17 protein-coding genes are annotated in these 15,740 nt (G+C 69.9%); 9 read left to right on the forward strand and 8 right to left on the reverse strand.

Features of this window, described 5'->3' with window-relative positions; genetic code table 11:
- Window positions 1-25 precede the first annotated feature (25 nt).
- Genes VHD82_RS30845 through VHD82_RS30855 form a run of 3 tightly spaced genes read right to left on the reverse strand, consistent with a single transcriptional unit; the run spans window position 26 to window position 3,167 of the window.
- The gene (locus VHD82_RS30845; protein ID WP_325712045.1) at window positions 26-688 is read right to left on the reverse strand and encodes a GntR family transcriptional regulator; all 663 of its coding nucleotides are present in this window, start codon (window positions 686-688) and stop codon (window positions 26-28) included.
- The gene (locus VHD82_RS30850) at window positions 685-2,409 is read right to left on the reverse strand and encodes a 2-oxo-4-hydroxy-4-carboxy-5-ureidoimidazoline decarboxylase (protein WP_325712046.1); all 1,725 of its coding nucleotides are present in this window, start codon (window positions 2,407-2,409) and stop codon (window positions 685-687) included. The genes VHD82_RS30845 and VHD82_RS30850 overlap by 4 nt, the downstream gene beginning before the upstream one ends.
- 14 nt (window positions 2,410-2,423) lie before the next feature.
- On the reverse strand, window positions 2,424-3,167 hold the full coding sequence (locus VHD82_RS30855) for an aspartate/glutamate racemase family protein (RefSeq protein WP_325712047.1): 744 nt from the start codon (window positions 3,165-3,167) through the stop codon (window positions 2,424-2,426).
- Window positions 3,168-3,384: 217 nt separating this feature from the next.
- Between VHD82_RS30855 and VHD82_RS30860 the strand changes: the two genes are divergently transcribed.
- From VHD82_RS30860 to VHD82_RS30900, 9 genes are all read left to right on the forward strand, one after another.
- Window positions 3,385-4,935, forward strand: coding sequence for an ABC transporter substrate-binding protein (locus VHD82_RS30860; protein ID WP_325712048.1), 1,551 nt, complete (start codon window positions 3,385-3,387; stop codon window positions 4,933-4,935).
- A gap of 10 nt (window positions 4,936-4,945) precedes the next feature.
- Window positions 4,946-5,971, forward strand: coding sequence for an ABC transporter permease (locus VHD82_RS30865; RefSeq protein WP_325712050.1), 1,026 nt, complete (start codon window positions 4,946-4,948; stop codon window positions 5,969-5,971).
- A 1-nt stretch (window position 5,972) separates the two neighbouring features.
- The gene (locus VHD82_RS30870) at window positions 5,973-6,857 is read left to right on the forward strand and encodes an ABC transporter permease (RefSeq protein ID WP_325712052.1); all 885 of its coding nucleotides are present in this window, start codon (window positions 5,973-5,975) and stop codon (window positions 6,855-6,857) included.
- 2 nt (window positions 6,858-6,859) lie between these two features.
- Complete coding sequence (locus VHD82_RS30875) at window positions 6,860-7,813, forward strand: ABC transporter ATP-binding protein (RefSeq protein ID WP_325712054.1); 954 nt, start codon at window positions 6,860-6,862, stop codon at window positions 7,811-7,813.
- Entirely contained in the window at window positions 7,810-8,589 is a 780-nt protein-coding gene (locus VHD82_RS30880) for an ATP-binding cassette domain-containing protein (RefSeq protein ID WP_325712056.1), read from the forward strand. The genes VHD82_RS30875 and VHD82_RS30880 overlap by 4 nt, the downstream gene beginning before the upstream one ends.
- Window positions 8,590-8,602: 13 nt before the next feature.
- Window positions 8,603-9,667, forward strand: coding sequence for a sugar phosphate isomerase/epimerase family protein (locus VHD82_RS30885; protein WP_325712058.1), 1,065 nt, complete (start codon window positions 8,603-8,605; stop codon window positions 9,665-9,667).
- Window positions 9,664-10,554, forward strand: coding sequence for a sugar phosphate isomerase/epimerase family protein (locus tag VHD82_RS30890; protein WP_325712060.1), 891 nt, complete (start codon window positions 9,664-9,666; stop codon window positions 10,552-10,554). The genes VHD82_RS30885 and VHD82_RS30890 overlap by 4 nt, the downstream gene beginning before the upstream one ends.
- A gap of 83 nt (window positions 10,555-10,637) precedes the next feature.
- Window positions 10,638-11,480 (forward strand): helix-turn-helix transcriptional regulator, encoded by an 843-nt coding sequence (locus tag VHD82_RS30895; protein WP_325712062.1) that lies wholly within the window; start codon window positions 10,638-10,640, stop codon window positions 11,478-11,480.
- A gap of 102 nt (window positions 11,481-11,582) precedes the next feature.
- Entirely contained in the window at window positions 11,583-12,098 is a 516-nt protein-coding gene (locus VHD82_RS30900; RefSeq protein ID WP_325712064.1) for a pyridoxamine 5'-phosphate oxidase family protein, read from the forward strand.
- A 23-nt stretch (window positions 12,099-12,121) separates the two neighbouring features.
- Here the strand turns inward: VHD82_RS30900 and VHD82_RS30905 are convergent, their stop codons facing one another.
- From VHD82_RS30905 to VHD82_RS30925, 5 genes are all read right to left on the reverse strand, one after another.
- Window positions 12,122-13,117, reverse strand: coding sequence for an amidohydrolase family protein (locus VHD82_RS30905; RefSeq protein WP_325712066.1), 996 nt, complete (start codon window positions 13,115-13,117; stop codon window positions 12,122-12,124).
- A gap of 3 nt (window positions 13,118-13,120) precedes the next feature.
- The gene (locus VHD82_RS30910) at window positions 13,121-13,645 is read right to left on the reverse strand and encodes a 3-hydroxyanthranilate 3,4-dioxygenase (RefSeq protein WP_325712068.1); all 525 of its coding nucleotides are present in this window, start codon (window positions 13,643-13,645) and stop codon (window positions 13,121-13,123) included.
- Window positions 13,646-13,737: 92 nt separating this feature from the next.
- Window positions 13,738-14,157, reverse strand: a complete 420-nt coding sequence (locus tag VHD82_RS30915; protein ID WP_325712070.1) for a RidA family protein — start codon at window positions 14,155-14,157, stop codon at window positions 13,738-13,740.
- An 18-nt stretch (window positions 14,158-14,175) separates the two neighbouring features.
- The gene (locus VHD82_RS30920) at window positions 14,176-14,790 is read right to left on the reverse strand and encodes a glyoxalase (protein WP_325712072.1); all 615 of its coding nucleotides are present in this window, start codon (window positions 14,788-14,790) and stop codon (window positions 14,176-14,178) included.
- A gap of 182 nt (window positions 14,791-14,972) precedes the next feature.
- Window positions 14,973-15,656 carry a TetR/AcrR family transcriptional regulator gene (locus tag VHD82_RS30925; RefSeq protein WP_325712074.1) on the reverse strand — a complete coding sequence of 228 codons (684 nt, stop codon included), beginning with the start codon at window positions 15,654-15,656 and terminating at the stop codon, window positions 14,973-14,975.
- Window positions 15,657-15,740: the final 84 nt, after the last annotated feature.

Below are 15,740 nucleotides of genomic sequence, written 5' to 3' on the forward strand. Positions count from 1 at the left end.
CTGGATGATTCGCTCGCAAGCTCGCTCATGTCAGCTCCGGAAACGCTTGCAGGGTCGGGATCCGGCCACGTTCGATATGCGCGTAGGCCACCGCCTCGGCGACCCGCTCGTTGCCCGAGCAGATCGCGTCGAACAGTTCGTGGTGCTCCTGGCACGCGAGCTCCTGGTCGCGGCCGGAGGTGAGGTAGAACAGCCACACCATCCGGCTGGTCACCGCGCCGCCGAGGGAGGTGAGCAGCTCGTTGCCGGTGGTGCGCATGACTGCCTGGTGGAACGCCGTACTGGCCTCGGCGATGCCCAGCGGCGAGTGTTCGTCGAGCGATTTGTGCTGGCGGGAAAGCGCTTCCTCCATCGCCGTCACATCCGCGCCGGCGCCGACCCGGCGGGCCGCCAGCGCGGCGGCCGACACCTCCAGCGACAGCCGCACGTCGAACAGATCGTGGATGGCCTGTGTGGTCCAGGTCCACACGATCGCGCCGCGCCGGGGCAGGCTCTGTGCGAGCCCGTCAACCTCCAGTTGCTGGATCGCCTCGCGCAGCGGGATCCGCGACACCGACAGATCGATCGCGAGCTTCTGTTCCGGCAGGCGGGAGCCCTGCGGATAGGTGCCGGTGATGATCCGCTCGCGCAGCGTCGTGTAAACCTGCGCCGACAACGACTCCGCGATGTCCACTTCGGACGATCTCATGTCAGCCTCGCGATCAGCCGGTTGTCGATGATCGTGCGCAGCTCGCGGCGCGCGGTCTCCAGTTCGGCCTCGGCGCCGCCGGCCAGGCGGGTGTGCAACCGCGCGAGCACGTCGTCCGGACCGAGCCCGGTCGTGGCGAGCACGAAGCGGAACCCGAACCGCCGCTCGTACTCGGCTGCCAGTTTCGTGATCTCCGGCGCCTCACCGACGCCCGCTTCTTCGGCCGCCGAAGCTTTCGAGCGTGCACTGTCGTCGGGGACGGCCTCGCCCAGCGGATTGCAGTGGGCCAGCATCGACGGCAGGTCTTCGATCATCGAGACAGCATTCCACGCATTCTGGATCAGCGCGGCGGTATCGGCGTCGACGAGGGCGGCCTCGATCCAGGGCTCGTGCTGATTGGCGAAGGCGAGGGCGGCGCGCAGTTCTTCTCGCGTGCGCGGGGTGCGCAGCCCGGCCAGCAACTCGTGGAACCGGGCGGTGGCCTGGGCGGCGGTCAGCCAGCGGGGATACCGGGGCACGGCGGCGACGGTCGCGTCCATCGCCCGCCGCAGCACCAGGACCTCGTCCGTGGTGACGTCGACGCCTTCGTGTGCGGCCAGGGCACGCACCATCCCTTCCGAGCTGAGCCCGCTCCACACCCAGGTCAGTTCCTGCCCCAGCGCGGAGGGCACCAGCCCGTGACTGATCGGCGGAAAAGCGTGCTGTCCCTGGGAAATCGCGGCGGCCACGTCGCCGGGCATGTTCTTGAGGTACGCGTATCGGCCAGTCAGCGGTTTCAGCGCGGGCAGCTCGACACCCGACTCGCGCTCGACGACCCGCGCGACGTGCTGGATGCGGCCGAGGTTGATCCCGGTGTCCACGCCGTAGAGGGTTTCCAGCGCCAATACCACTTCCTCCAGCGGCGCGAACCCGCACCGGTAGGACATCCCGTTCATCGCCACGTCCGGCGCGGCCCCGGCGGTGGCGGCCGCGATCGCGCCCGCGGTGGCCAGTCCGAACTCGTCGTGGACGTGCATGGTCAAGGGCACTTCGCGGGCCAGCGCCGCGCGGAACCGGCGGACGAACACCTTCATCGCCTCGGGGGTGAGGCTGCTGGTGGAGTCCATCAGGTCCAGGCGGGTGGCGCCGAGGCGCACGGCGTGATCGACCATCGTGACCATCCGGCCGAAATCGCGGCGGCCCACCTGCGCGAGGGTGATCGTGGTTTCCAGGCCCGCCTGCGCCGCGTACTCGAAGTACTCTTCCAGCTCCTCGATCTGGCGCGCCTGCGCGGCGTCGTCGGGCGCTTCGAGGATGCCGGGCGCCGCGATCCGTACCCCGGCGGCGGCGAGTTCGCCGACGGTCTGCCGGGCCGAGACCGGCTGGTGGTCGCGACCGTTGCTCAGCAGTGTGTCGGTGTACACGTTGAGGCGGAAGGGAAACCCGCCTTCGACGATCGCCTCCAGCAGCGCCCACTCCTGCGGGCCCGGATGCGTGGCACCGCTCCAGTTGATGTTGATGCTCTCGTCCTCGATGCCGAGATCCACCAGTGCCTCGGCGATACGCTGGAACCCCAGCCGCGAGGTGGCGTGCCCGGCGGTGAACAGGGTCTTGCGCAGGGTGGAGTCGATGACGCGCAACGGTTCGGGGAAGTCGAACCCGTCGGTGACCTCGGGTTCGAAGTCGACGGGGCTGACCCAGTGGCTGCCTTCGACCAGGTGCTGACGCTGCGGATTGAGCACGAAACGCTCCTCGGTTAGCGGGATTCCAGCCGGGACAGGCCGGACACCGGCCAGCCGGGCCGGTGCTTGACGGACGAGGGCGGCGCGTACGGGCCGGTCTTGCCGGTGCGTTTTCCCAGGCATACCAAGGCTTCGCACAGTTTCACGGCGGCGGCGACCCCGTCCACCACGGGCACGCCGAGCGCCTTTTCCATTTGCACGTCCAGGCCGCCCATCCCGGCGCAGCCGAGCACGAGCACGTCGGCGCCCTCGGCGAGCAGCCGCCGGCCTTCGACGGTGAGCGCCGCGGCCGTCGCGTGCGGGTCTTCGTGCAGGTCCAGCACATCGACCTCGCACGCGCGCACCCCGGCGCAGCGCGCCAGCAGCCCGGCGGTGCGCAGGCTCTCCTCGATCGGTATCACCGCGGCGCCCACGGTGGTCACCACCCCGAACCGGCTGCCCAGCAGGCAGGCCAGCTGCGCGGCCGCCTCGGTGATGTCCACGACCGGCACGTCCAGCAGCTGCCGGGCGCCTTCGCGGCCGTGCTCGCCGAAGCCGGCCATCACCACCGCGTCGAAGGTTTCCGTTGTGGTGCTGAGCAAATCCAGGACCGCGGCGGCGGAGATGAAGCTTTCGTAGTACCCCTCCGCGGAGACCGGCCCCCAGGACGGCCGGGCGCCGATCACCGTGGTGCCCGGCGCGGCGGCGGACCGCGCGGTGTCCGTGATCGCCACGGTCATCTCCGCCGAGGTGTTGCAGTTGACTACCAGCACTCGCATGTGTCGCCTTGTCTCGCGATCGAACCCTGCCTTCCTGATTTGTATACCATTTTGCGGTTCTGGTCCCAAGTGAAATCCAAGGTCAGGGTGTTAACAGCGGATTTACAGAAGAGGCCTGGCGTTCTGATCGGAACGGTATACCGTCACGGCAACTTCTCCCAGACGGCGCCGTTGTGGTACCGCGCGCCCCGTGCCCCACCTCCCGAGGAGGACTTCGATGTCTCAGCGCCACCGCGCATTCCGGCGATGGAGCCTCGCCGCGCTCGCCGTGCCGTTGCTCGCCGCGACCGCCTGCACCGCCGGCACGGCGGCGGGCGGGCCGCCTGCGAAGCAGGACAGCCTCGTCTACGCCTACCGCAACGAGGTCACCACCCTGGACCCGGCGCGCGCCAGCTACCTGCAGGTGGACACCGCCGACCAGCTCTTCTACGACACCCTCGTCGGCTACGACAAGGGCGTGATGGTGCCCGCGCTCGCCGGCGAGTTCACCTACAGCGCCGACCTCACCAGCATCGACCTCACGCTGCGGACCGGGGTCGCCTTCCACAGCGGGAACCCGTTCACCGCCGACGATGTCGCCTACAGCCTCGATCGCTACCGTGACCTCGGCGTCGGCATCGCGAGCCTGATCAGCAGCTACGCCTCCAGTACCGTCACCGACGCCCAGCACGTGAAGATCAAGCTCAAGCACGCCGATCCGCTCTTCCTCGGCGCGCTCAGCCGCGTCTACATCCTCGATTCGGTGCTGGTGAAGCAAAACGCGGGCACCGACAAGGCGCAGTCGTGGCTGCTCAACCACGACGCGGGCTCCGGGCCGTACTCGCTCAGCTCCGCCGCGGCAGGTACCTACACCGCCACCCGGTTCGCGAAGTACTGGCAGTACAACGAAAAGCGGCCGCGGACCTTCACACTGCGCCGGATCGACGAGTTCGCCACCGCCCGGGACGAGCTCAAGGCCGGGAGTGTCGACGTCGGGCAGATCGACGCGCAGTCCGCGGCGGACGTCACCGCCGCCGGGCGCACCACCACGCAGATCCCGGGCGGCCAGGCGATCATCTACTTCAACACCTCGCACGGGCAGTTGGCGAACAAGGCCATCCGCGAGGCCGTGCGGCTGGCGTACGACTACCAGGGCGGGCTCGCGGGCATTCGCTCCGGGCTCGGCACCATCGCGAACGGGCCGTTGCCCACCAACATGACCTGCCGCCCGAACCTGCCCACCGCGGCGCGGAACCTCGACCAGGCGAAGCGGATTCTCGCCGGCGCCGGGCTTTCCGGGCTGACGCTGACGATGCGCTTCCAGCCTGCTTTCGCCGAGCAGGCCAGGGAAGCGACGCTGCTGCAGTCGGACCTGAAGGAGATCGGCGTGACGCTGAACCTGCAGCCGATCGCCTTCGCCGACTACCTGACCACACTGTCGGACCCGGCGACCGTGCCGGACATCATGCTGCTGACCGAATCCGCGCAGTATCCGGACGCCGGCGTGATGGTCACCCAGACCTACTGGTCGCAGGCCACCGGCACGAACAAGTCGGCCTACCACAACGACCAGGTGGACGCGCTGATCGAGCAGGCGAGCCGGACCCCGGACGCGTCCGTCCGATGTGGACTGTACTCCCAGGCGCAGACGATCATCGACGGGGACGCGGCCTCGATGCCGCTCTACACCACCAACAACACCTACGGAGCGCGCTCCGACGTGCGCGGGGTGGACGTGAGCGCGCCCGCGGGCGGTGTCGACCTCGCCGCGCTGACCGTTGGCAACTGAGGAGATCCGGATGCGATCGCAGGCGTACTTCCTGCTGCGCCGGTTACTCGGCGCCGCGGGCACCCTGCTCACGCTGGCCACCGTGGTGTTCTTCCTGCTCAAGCTCGTCCCCGGGGACGAAGCCCGGGTCGCCGCCGGCCCCGGCGCCACCCCGGAGCAGGTCGAGGCGATGCGGCACCAGCTCGGGCTCGACGAACCGCTTGTGCTGCAGTGGCTGAGCTTCCTCGGCAGGCTGCTGCACGGCGACCTCGGCACCTCCAGCTCCACCCACGGCCCGGTCGGGCAGGCGGTACTGGACGTGCTGCCCGGCACCGCGGAACTCGTCGTCACCTCGATCCTGCTGTCGATCGTGATCGGGGTGCCGCTGGCCGCGCTGTCGGCGCTGCGCGACCGTGGCGCGGGGGACTCGGCCCGCCGGGTGCTGGTGATCATCGCCGCCGGGCTGCCGGTGTTCTGGCTGGCGCTGATGGTGCAGTTCGTGTTCGGCGCGAAACTGGGTATCCTGCCGATCTCCGGGCGGCTCTCGGCCTGGTTCAGCGTCCCGCCGGTCACCGGCTTCACGGTGCTGGATTCGCTGCTGGCCGGGAATCCGGCGGCGGCCTGGGACGCGGTGCAGCACCTGTTCCTTCCCGCGCTCGTGCTCGCGGTGCCCCAGATCGGGATGACCTACCGGGTGGCCCGCGCCGAACTGCTGCGCGTGCTGACCCGCGAGCACGTCCAGATGGCCCGCGCGAACGGGGTGCCGCGGCGGCGGCTGATCTCGAAACACGTGGTGCCGCAGGCGATGAACCCGGTGATCATCCTGCTGGGCATGGAGTTCGGCTACCTCTTCGGCGGGGCCGTGCTCGTCGAATCGGTGTTCGGCCGGGACGGGCTCGGCGCGTTCCTCACCAACGCCGTGGCGCAGAAGGACACCGTCTCCGTCGAGGGCGGGGTGCTGGTGATCGGGCTGATCGTGGTGCTCACCAGCCTGCTCGTCGACCTGATCCAGCTGGTCCGCGACCCGCGGGTGCGGACAGCCGAGATGGGAGCCTGACATGTCCGACCTTGCCTCCGCGGTCCCGCGCCGCCGGGTCCGGCTCGCCTGGGGCGTGCGCCGCGGTTCCTCCTCCGTGCTCGACGCCGTGACGCTCGGCCTGGTCGCGCTGATCGTGCTGGTCGCGCTGGTGGGCCCGCTGTTCGCGCCGGATGTCTACGCCTCGCACATCACGGAGGCGGCGCAGGGCCCGGGCGCCGCGCACTGGTTCGGCACCGACGATCAGGGCCGCGATGTCGCGTGGCGCATCGTCGTCGGCTGCCGGGACACGCTGCTGTCGGCGATGCTCGTCGTCGCCGGATACGCGGTCGTGGGCACGCTCGTCGCCGTCGTCGCGACCCTGGGGCCGCGATGGGTGCGGGAGATCCTGATGCGGCTGACCGACGTCGTGCTCGCGTTCCCCGGCATGATCTTCGCCCTCGCCGTCGCGGCGGCGCTCGGTTCGGGCCTGCGGTCGGTGATCGTCGCGCTCGTGCTCACCGGCTGGCCGATGACCGCGCGGCTGCTGCGCGGGGTCATGGCGGAAACGATGACGCTGCCGTTCGTCGAAGGCGCCCGCACGCTCGGGGTTTCGCGGACGCGGCTGATGCTGCGGCATGTGCTGCCGAACTCGATGCCGGTGGTGTGGGTGAAATGGGCCGGCGACATCGGCAACACGGTGCTGGTGATCGGCGCGCTGTCGTTCATCGGCGCCGGCGCGCAGCCGCCGTCGGCCGAATGGGGCGCGATGGTCAACGGCGCCAAGGGTTTCGTGTCGACCTCGTGGTGGATGGCGTTGTTCCCCGGCCTGGCGATCGCGGTCACCACGGCCGCGTTCGGGCTGCTGGGCGATCTGCTGCACGTGCGCAGCGACCCGGCGTTGCGCCGGCGCGCGGAAGGAGTATGAGCATGAGCCTGCTGGAAGTCGAGAACCTGGAGATCACCGCGGGCGCGGGAATCCCGCTCGTGCGCGACTTTTCCCTGACGATCGGCGAGGGCGAGCGGGTCGCGCTGGTGGGCGAGTCCGGCTCGGGGAAGTCGGTCACGGCGCGGGCGTTGCTGCGCCTGGACGACGCGCTGCGCGTGGCCGGCAGCATCCGGTTGTCCGGTCGTGAGCTGCTTTCCTTGCCGGAGAAGGAAATGGCGAAGGTCCGCGGCCGCGAGGTCGCGATGGTCTGCCAGGACCCGTTGTCGGCGTTGAATCCGATCATGACCATCGGCGACCAGGTGGCGGAACCACTGATCGTGCGCGGAGTGTCCAAAAAGGACGCCCGTCGGCGCGCGGTCACACTGCTCGACGAGCTCGGAGTGCCCGGGGCAGCGCGGCGCGCGCGGGCTTATCCGCACGAGTTCTCCGGCGGGATGCGCCAGCGTGTCGCCATGGCGATGGCGTTGATCGGCGAGCCGAAGCTGCTCGTCGCCGACGAACCGACCACGGCGCTCGACGTCCGGGTCCAGCAACAGGTGCTCGACCTGCTCGCGCGCGTCGCCCGCGAGCGGAACCTGGCCGTTCTGCTGATCACCCACGACATCGGCGTGGTCGCGGGGTTCGCGGACCGGGTGATGGTGTTGTACTCGGGGCGCCCGGTGGAAACGGCCGGGGTGCGGGAACTGTTCACCGGGCCCGCGCACCCGTACACGCGCGGGCTGCTCGGTGCGGTGCCGACGATGAGCGGCGCGGGGCGGCGCCTCGAACCGATGCCGGGTAGCCCGCCGGATCCGGCACGGCGGCCGTCCGGGTGTGCGTTCCATCCGCGTTGTCCGGTCGCCATGGCCGCGTGCAGCGAAGAGCGGCCCGTACCGGCCGAAGTCGGCGACGGGCATTCGGCCGCCTGTCATCTCACGGTGGGAGCGCCGGTATGAGCCTGCTCGAGATCAGTGGACTGACCAAGCGTTACCGGTCCGTGCAAGCCGTCGAGGACGTCGGGCTCACTGTCGGTGAGGGCGAAGTGGTCGGGCTGGTCGGCGAATCCGGCTCCGGCAAGTCGACGGTGCTGCGCTGCGTGCTGAAGCTCGTCCGCCCGGACTCGGGCTCGATTTCCTTTGCCGGCAAGGATGTGCTCCGGATGCGCGGCGCGGCGGCGCGCGCGTACCGGCAGGACGTGCAGATGGTGTTCCAGGATCCCTTGGGCAGCCTGAATCCCAGGATGACGGTGGAACAGCTCGTCGGCGAAGGGCTCGTCGTGCACCGGCGGCTGCCGGACGCCCGCGCGCGGCGGGACAGGGTGGTGGAGCTGCTGGGCATGGTCGGCCTGCGGCCCGCCGATCTCGGCCGCTTTCCGTCGTCGTTCTCCGGCGGGCAGCTCCAGCGCATCGCGATCGCCCGCGCGCTGGCCGTCGGGCCGCGGCTGCTGGTGTGCGACGAGGTGGTGTCCGCGTTGGACGTCTCGGTGCAGGCGCAGGTGCTGAACCTGTTGCTGGACATGCGGGACGAGCTGGGACTGTCCATTCTGTTCGTGTCGCACGACCTCGCGGTGGTGAACTACCTGTGCACGCGGGTGGCCGTGCTGCGCTCCGGCCGGATCGTCGAGGAAGGCACACGGGAGCAGGTTTTCGGCCACCCACGCCACGAATACTCCCGGGAGCTGCTGGCCGCGGTCCCGGATCCCGAGCGCGTCTTGTCCGCGCGATCCCACTAGGAAAGGAGCCGCCGTGCGGCTTGGCAGCGATGCCCTGAAACTGCCCGAATCGGCCCGGTACAGCCCGGTCGAGCAGCTCGAACGCGCCGCGAAGGAAGGGCTGGAAGGACTGTTCTTCCGCACCATCCTGCACCTGAGCGCGGAGCTGGACCCCGGCGAGCTGCGCGCGGTGCGGGAGAAGGCCGACGAGCTGGGCATGTACCTGGAAGCCGGGCTGGGCAAGGTGAACCCGTACAACCTCGCCGAGTCCCCGGAACTGCGCGCGCTCGGCGACGGCGACACGGTCGCGGGCTTCCGGCGCATGATGGAGGCCGCCGCGGACATCGGGATCACCGAGCTGTGGGGCGAAACCGCGACGATCAAACCGTACGAAGGCCGCTTCGCCTACGACCGGTTCCGCACCGACGTGCCGTGGGCCGATCAGCTCGACGCCACCGCGAAGTTCCTGACACTGCTGGCGCCGATCGCCCGTGATCTCGGCATCCACGTCAACCTGGAGACGCACGAAGAGATCACCACGTTCGAACTGGTGCGCATCGTCGAGACGGTCGGCCCGGACACGGTCGGGATCACCTTCGACACCGCCAACGTGCTGCAGCGCGCCGAACACCCGGTGCGCGCGGCCGAGCGCATCGCGCCCTACGTGCGGCAGACCCACATCAAGGACGCCGGGCTGTTCCGGCTGCCCGACGGACTCGCGTTCCAGATGCGGCCGGTCGGCGACGGGGTGGTCGGGATGGCCGGGATCCTGCCGGTCCTGCTGGCCGCGAACCCGGATCTGCACCTGTCGCTGGAGGTGCGCGACTACGGGGGAGCGCCCGGACTGCCCAGGCGCGGCAAGGACAAGCGCGCGGCCATCTCGCTGTACGAGCCGGAGTGGATCGCGGCGCACCCGGACCTGACGGTGCCGGAGCTGACGGAGTATTTCCTGCTGCTGCAACGCTATGAGGAGCGGATCGCGGCGGGGGAGATACCCGGGCACGAGGAGTACGCGCAGGCGCCGTGGACGCTGGACGACGCGTGGGAGTACGTCCGGCGGTCCCGCGATCACGTGCGTGCCGTGGTGGATGCGGCGTGATCCGCGGGATCGTGCTGCGCGATCTGCCCGTCGTGCCGGACGGCCCGGCGGGCCTGCGGGCCGCGCTGGGCGAACTGGAGCTGTGCCAGCTGCCGGGGCTGCGCTGGTTCTCCCCGACGCTGGACGAGTCCACATTGGACGCACTCGCCGTCGAGCTGTCCGGCATCCGGCTCGCGGCCGGGCTCGGGGCGATCAACGCCGCCCACCCCGGACGTGCCACGGAGGCGATGGAGCTGGGCGACGGTGACCCGGTCCGCGGCTGGCGCCGGATGATCGACGCGGCTGCCCGGCTGACGGTGGAATCGCTGCATTTCACCGTGGGCACGCTGGAGGACCGGTTCTCCGGCGACTGGCCCCGACAGCTCGCCGCCACGGCGGAACTGGTGCGCCCGCTGGTGCGCGCGGCCGACGAGGTGGGTATTCCGCTGGTGCTCAAAACGCACGAGGAGATGACGTCTTTCGAACTGCTCCGCTTCGCCGAGGCCACCGGGGTCGTGGCCGGGTTCAGCCCGGTGAACCTGTTGACCCGCCTGGAACATCCCGTCGCCGCCGCCCGCCGTCTCGCGCCGCTGGTGCACACCGTGTTCCTCGACGACGCCGCGATCACCTGGACCCCGGCGGGGCTGGCGCGGCGGATGCGCCCGGTCGGCGAGGGGGTCGTCCCGTGGCCGGAGATCCTGGGCAGGCTGCCCGCGGTGCCGGTGGTGCTGGACCTGCACCGGGCCGAGCTCGACATGCCGTTCCACCGGGAGGACTGGGCGGTCACACATCCCGATCTGACCGTGCCCGAACTGCTGTCGGTGGCGTCGCTCGCGACCGCCGACGAGCCCGCGACACCACTGGCGCACCGGCGGGAACCGGGGCTGAAAGCGCTGCTCGGAAAATGAGCAACGGATCAGTACACTCGTGGGTCCGGCACTTCCCGTAGCGGAGAGTTGATGTTGTGATGCCCGATCGCGACCGTCCCGAGATGGGTCCGACGGTACGGCGGATGGTGCTCGGCGCCCAGCTGCGGCGGCTGCGGGAGCGCTCGGGCGTCGCGCGGGCGGAGGCGGCGCGCGAGATCAGGGCGTCGGAGTCGAAGATCAGCCGGATGGAGCTGGGCCGGGTCGGCTGCAAGGAACGTGACGTCCTCGACCTGCTGCGGCTCTACCGCGCGGACGACGCCGAGGCGATGGCGTGGGCCGTGGACATGGTGCGCCAGGCCAACGAAACGGGCTGGTGGCAGCAGTTCGGCGAGTCGCTGCCCGCGTGGTTCGACACGTACCTCGGGCTGGAGGAGGCCGCCTGGAGGATCCGCACGTACGAGATGACCTTCGTACCGGGGTTGCTGCAGACGCAAGCGTATGCGCGGGCGGTGACCTCGCACGGCGACCCGGCGCTGGAGGACGAGGCGAGTGCGGCCAGGGTGGCGGTGCGGATGCGCCGGCAGAGCCTGCTGACCAAACCGTCGGCGCCGAAACTGTGGGCGATTTTCGACGAGTCCGTGCTGCACCGCCCCGTCGGCGGCCCGCCGGTGCTGAAGGCGCAGCTCCGGCACCTGCTGGAGCTGCTCGAACTGCCGAACGTGTCGGTGCAGATCGTGCCGTTCGAGCGCAGCGGGTACGCCGGCGAGGGCGCGTTCACGGTGCTGCAGTTCGCCGAACCGGAGCTGCCCAACGTCGTCTACATCGAACACCGCACCGGCGCGCTGTACCTCGAACGCCGCGACGACGTGGAACAGTACGGCCGCAGCTTCGACCGTCTGACCGTGGACGCGCCGAACCTCGCCCGCAGCAAGGCGCTGCTCCACAAGCGCCTGGCCGAGATCTAGAGACAGCGGCTCCGCCGCCCGGGGAAAGAACCCAGTGCCGATGAGTTTCCGTCCCGGCCCAGGTCTGTCCTGACGACCGCGTCACCGAAGGAGGGCAGCACGATGGAAACCCGAAACCTCGCCGAGCTGTACGAAGCCCCGCCGATGGACTGGGCCCGGGTGCGTGCCGCGCTCGACGCCGGGATCGACCAGGGGCCCGGCCGCCACAGCTTCTGGCTCGCCACGATCAACGCCGACGGCAGCCCGCACGTCACCGTCGTCGGCGCGTTGTGGGCGCGCGACCGGTTCTGGTTCCAGACCGGGCAGAGTTCCCGCAAGGGCCGCAACGTCGCCCGTGACCCGCGGTGCGCGCTCAGCATCTCGGCCGAGCGGTTCGACCTCAGCGTCAACGGCACCGCGCGTCTGGTCACCGAGCCCGCCGTGGTCACCGAACTGGCCGCCCAATGGTCGGCGCACGGCTGGCCCGCGACACTCGACGAGTCCGGGAAAGCGATCACCGCGCCCTACAACGCGCAGTCCGCGGGCCCGCCGCCGTGGCACGTCTACGAAATCGAAGTGGCCACGGCGCACGCCGTCCAGACCGAGGAGCCCTACGGCGCCACCCGCTGGACCTTCTGATCCCGGCACGGGCCGCCGCCCGCTCAGGACAGGCCGAGGAACGCCGCGGCATTCCCGCCGAGCAGCCGGGCGCGGTCGTCCTCGCCGAGAAAACCGGCCTCCCGCACCACTTTCCCGACCGGGCGTTCCCCCAGCGGGTACGGGTAGTCGCTGCCGAGCAGCACGTGGTCCGGGCCCATCGTGTCGACCAGCAGGCGCAGCGCGGGTTCGCTGAACACCACACTGTCCACACTGAACCGGTCGAGGTAGTGCGAAGGCGGATGCTCCGAGGTCGCGATCACGTCGGGCCTGCCGTGCCACGCGTTGTCCATCCGGCCGACCCAGTACGGGAACGAGCCGCCGCCGTGCGCGAAGCACAACCGCAGCGACCGCGGCACCTTGTCGAGCACGCCGCCCAGCACCAGCGCCAGGATCGACAGATGCGTCTCGGCGGGCATCCCGGTCAGCCACTGGGCCATCCACCGGTTCAGCCGCGGCGAGCCCGGCATGTCCCACGGGTGCACGAAAACCGGGGCGCCGACGCTCGCGCAGTGCTGCAGGAACGTGACGATCCCCGCGTCGTCCAGATCGCGGTCGCCGACGTGGTTGCCGATCTCCACCCCGCGGTGGCCGGCGGCGAGGCAGCGCTCCACCTCGGCGCAGGCCAGGTCCGGATCCTGCAGCGGCACCTGGCAGAACGGCAGGAACCGGGCCGGCGCGGGGGCGCAGATCTCCAGCGCGAGATCGTTGAAGATCCGCGCGATCTTCGCGGCGGCGGGCCCGGAAGCGCCGTAGGAGAAGAAGACCGGGGTAGGCGAGACAACCTGGACGTCGACCCCGTCCGCGTCCATTTCGGACAGACGAGCCCCGGCGTCCCAGGATTCGTGCCGGATCCGGCGGAACTCACCCGAGCCGAGCATGATCGTGGCGTCGCGTTCGGACTCGATGCGCAGCCATGGCTTCGCCGCTTCGCCCGTCTCGGCACCCAGGTCGGGCCAGGCGCGGGGAACGTAGTGCGTGTGGACGTCGATGACCGGCACGCCTCAGCCCTTTCCCGGGTGCAGATGCCCGCACGCGGGGCAGGTGCGGAGCTTCTCGTCCTTGTAGAACTGCTCGAACACCGGCGGCAGGTCGGTCACGATGTCCCGCACCTGGAGCTCGGCCGCGTGCACCAGCGCGCCGCATTCCGGGCAGTACCACTGGAACTTCTCCAGCGTGCCCTCTTCGCGGATGCGCTCCAGCACGATCCCGATCGAGCCGGGTTCCGGGCGCTGCGGCGAATGCGGCACGTTCCCCGGCAGCAGCCACATCGAGCCTTCGGAGATGTGCACCGTGCGCGGACCGTCCTCGGTCACGATGTTCACGTGCATGTTCCCCTTGTACTGGTAGAACCATTCCTCGTAGGGGTCGACATGGAAGTCGGTGCGCTGGTTGGGACCGCCGACCACCTGCACGATGAAATCGCCGGTGCCGGTCCACACCTGCTTGTTGTTGACCGGGGGTTTGAGCAGATGCTCGTGTTCCTCGATCCAGCGCGGGAAGTTGATCACCGGGTTGATGTCCGCCATGGCCGGGTCCCTTCGCTCGTCGGTACACACGATGCTTCCGCACCGGGACATGCCTGACCACGGACGATTCTCGCTCGCCGCGACCGCGACCGCTAGAGCGGCTGGGGCAGCAGCGCCACCGCCTGGATCTCGATCAGCAGGTGCGGGTGGGGGAGCTGGTGCACGGCGACGGTGGTGCGGGACGGGCCGCCGGCCGCGAAGTACTCGCCGTAGACCTCGTTGTAGCCGCCGAAGTCGTTCATGTTCACCAGATACGACGTGACCTGCACGAGGTCCTCCAGCTCCGCGCCGACCTCGCCGAGGATGTCGCGGATGTTGTCCAGCACCGCGGCCGTCTGCTCCCGGATGTCCAGGTGCGTCGTACCCAGCTCGTCGACCTCGGCCCCGGCGATGGTGTTGTCCGCCCGCCGGCTGCTGGTGCCCGAGACGAACGCGAACCCGCCCGCCACCTTCACATGCGGGTACCGCCCGCGCGGGGTCGCCTTGCCCGCGATCACCTTGCCTTCACTCACCGCGTCCTCCTCAGCCGTTCAGAGCCCTGCCGGCTCCCACACGAACCCGTCCGGGTCGGTGAAGGGCGCCGAGTCGCCGCCGATCACGATCCGGTGCGAGCCGGTGCCGTCGATAGTGACACCCGCGTCCTTCGCGACGGCCTTGCGGCTCAGCAGGGCGAGCTTGACCGGGCTCGACGGGTCGGCGAACTCGACGTATTTGCGGCCGAAGCTCTTCGTCACCTTGAGGCCGCGCTCGACGTAGAACTTCTTGCTGGCGGCCACATCCGCGACACCGAGCAGCAGCACGATGTCGTCGATCCGCCGGTTGGGCGGGGTGGTCTCCTTCTTGGACGAGGTCGCGACCTTCCAGATCGTCCCGTCCGGCGCCTGCACCACGCCGCCGTGGCCCCAGAACGATTTCCCGGCGGGCTTGATCGAGGTGGCACCGGCGGCGAGTGCGCTGTCGATGAGGTTGTCGACCGTGGAGGGCTGCGAGACGGTCAAGGAGAGCGTGAACCCGCGAAAGCCGGTCGACGGCGCGTCGGAAGCACGCAGGCGGATCTGCTTGTCCAGGTCGAAAGCCTTGGCGTAGAAGGTTTCGGCGGCTTCGGGGTCGGTCACTTCGAGGGTTACCGTTTCAAGGGAAGTCATGACCATGACGTTAGGCGGGGGCCGGCCGGCGCGCTTCTCGATTCCTGACCGGTTGGGTGCGGCCAGACGGGCGGCTCCCCTCGGCGAAGCCTCCTACCACGGTCCGAATTGGACAGTCCAGGCCACGTGGACTCGTGGCGTCGTCATCCGGTGCTGCGGGCCAGGGTCCGCCGGGTCATCGCTCACCGCGGTATCCCGGCGAAGTCCGCGATCAGCCCCATGTGGTGCTCGAAGTACTCCGCGCGTGCCTTGATCGTGTCGTTCAGGCGGCCGAAAACCTCGAAGTCGAGCAGGCCGAACAGGTGCGTCCAGCCGATAAGCACGCGATCGAGCCGTTCCTCGGACAGGTCGCCGGGGTACTCCTCGATGAGGCGCCGCAGGTCTTCGCGGACCGGGGCGGGGATCGGCGACGACACCGGCGCCAGCCGGTCCGCGCCGTCGATCACGATTTCCGCGAGCAGGAACACCACTTTCGACGCCGGCGCGACGGTGTCCTGCGGCGCGGCGTAACCGGCCACCGGGTTGCCGTACAGCAGTCCGTATTCGGCCGGGCGCGCGAGCGCCCACGTGCGGACCCCGCGGCAGGTGGCGAGCCATCGGCCACGCAGGTCTTCACGCGGCACCGCTGTTTCGGCCACGGTCGCCGCCGTGCCCATCGCCTCGTAGCCGTCGATGATCAACGCGGTGAGCAGGGCGTCACGGCTCGGGAAGTACCGGTACAGCGCCGAAGCCACGATGCCCAGGTCCCGGGCCACCGCCCGCAGGGACAGGTTCCCGCCGTCGGTGGCGAGGCGTTTGCGGGCGGCTTCCTTGATCTCCTGGCTCATCTCCGAGCGGACCCGGGCGCGCAGCGACGGTGCGGACATGCCCCCAGTGTCGCACACATCGAGAACCCCGTACCGGGCCGAGAACAGTGTTCTTGACCGGAAAGCGAACCTATGAGTACGGTG

Source organism: Amycolatopsis sp., from assembly GCF_035546795.1.
In the GTDB taxonomy this organism is placed as follows: Bacteria; Actinomycetota; Actinomycetes; order Mycobacteriales; family Pseudonocardiaceae; genus Amycolatopsis_E.

Coding starts and splice junctions, on each gene's coding strand:
- VHD82_RS30910 (WP_325712068.1), bottom strand. CDS start 13,645: ATGGCGGACATCAACCCGGTGATCAACTTCCCGCGCTGGATCGAGGAA.
- VHD82_RS30895 (WP_325712062.1), top strand. CDS start 10,638: ATGGGTCCGACGGTACGGCGGATGGTGCTCGGCGCCCAGCTGCGGCGG.
- VHD82_RS30925 (WP_325712074.1), bottom strand. CDS start 15,656: ATGTCCGCACCGTCGCTGCGCGCCCGGGTCCGCTCGGAGATGAGCCAG.
- VHD82_RS30920 (WP_325712072.1), bottom strand. CDS start 14,790: ATGACTTCCCTTGAAACGGTAACCCTCGAAGTGACCGACCCCGAAGCC.
- VHD82_RS30855 (WP_325712047.1), bottom strand. CDS start 3,167: ATGCGAGTGCTGGTAGTCAACTGCAACACCTCGGCGGAGATGACCGTG.
- VHD82_RS30875 (WP_325712054.1), top strand. CDS start 6,860: ATGAGCCTGCTGGAAGTCGAGAACCTGGAGATCACCGCGGGCGCGGGA.
- VHD82_RS30865 (WP_325712050.1), top strand. CDS start 4,946: ATGCGATCGCAGGCGTACTTCCTGCTGCGCCGGTTACTCGGCGCCGCG.
- VHD82_RS30880 (WP_325712056.1), top strand. CDS start 7,810: ATGAGCCTGCTCGAGATCAGTGGACTGACCAAGCGTTACCGGTCCGTG.
- VHD82_RS30845 (WP_325712045.1), bottom strand. CDS start 688: ATGAGATCGTCCGAAGTGGACATCGCGGAGTCGTTGTCGGCGCAGGTT.
- VHD82_RS30900 (WP_325712064.1), top strand. CDS start 11,583: ATGGAAACCCGAAACCTCGCCGAGCTGTACGAAGCCCCGCCGATGGAC.
- VHD82_RS30860 (WP_325712048.1), top strand. CDS start 3,385: ATGTCTCAGCGCCACCGCGCATTCCGGCGATGGAGCCTCGCCGCGCTC.
- VHD82_RS30870 (WP_325712052.1), top strand. CDS start 5,973: ATGTCCGACCTTGCCTCCGCGGTCCCGCGCCGCCGGGTCCGGCTCGCC.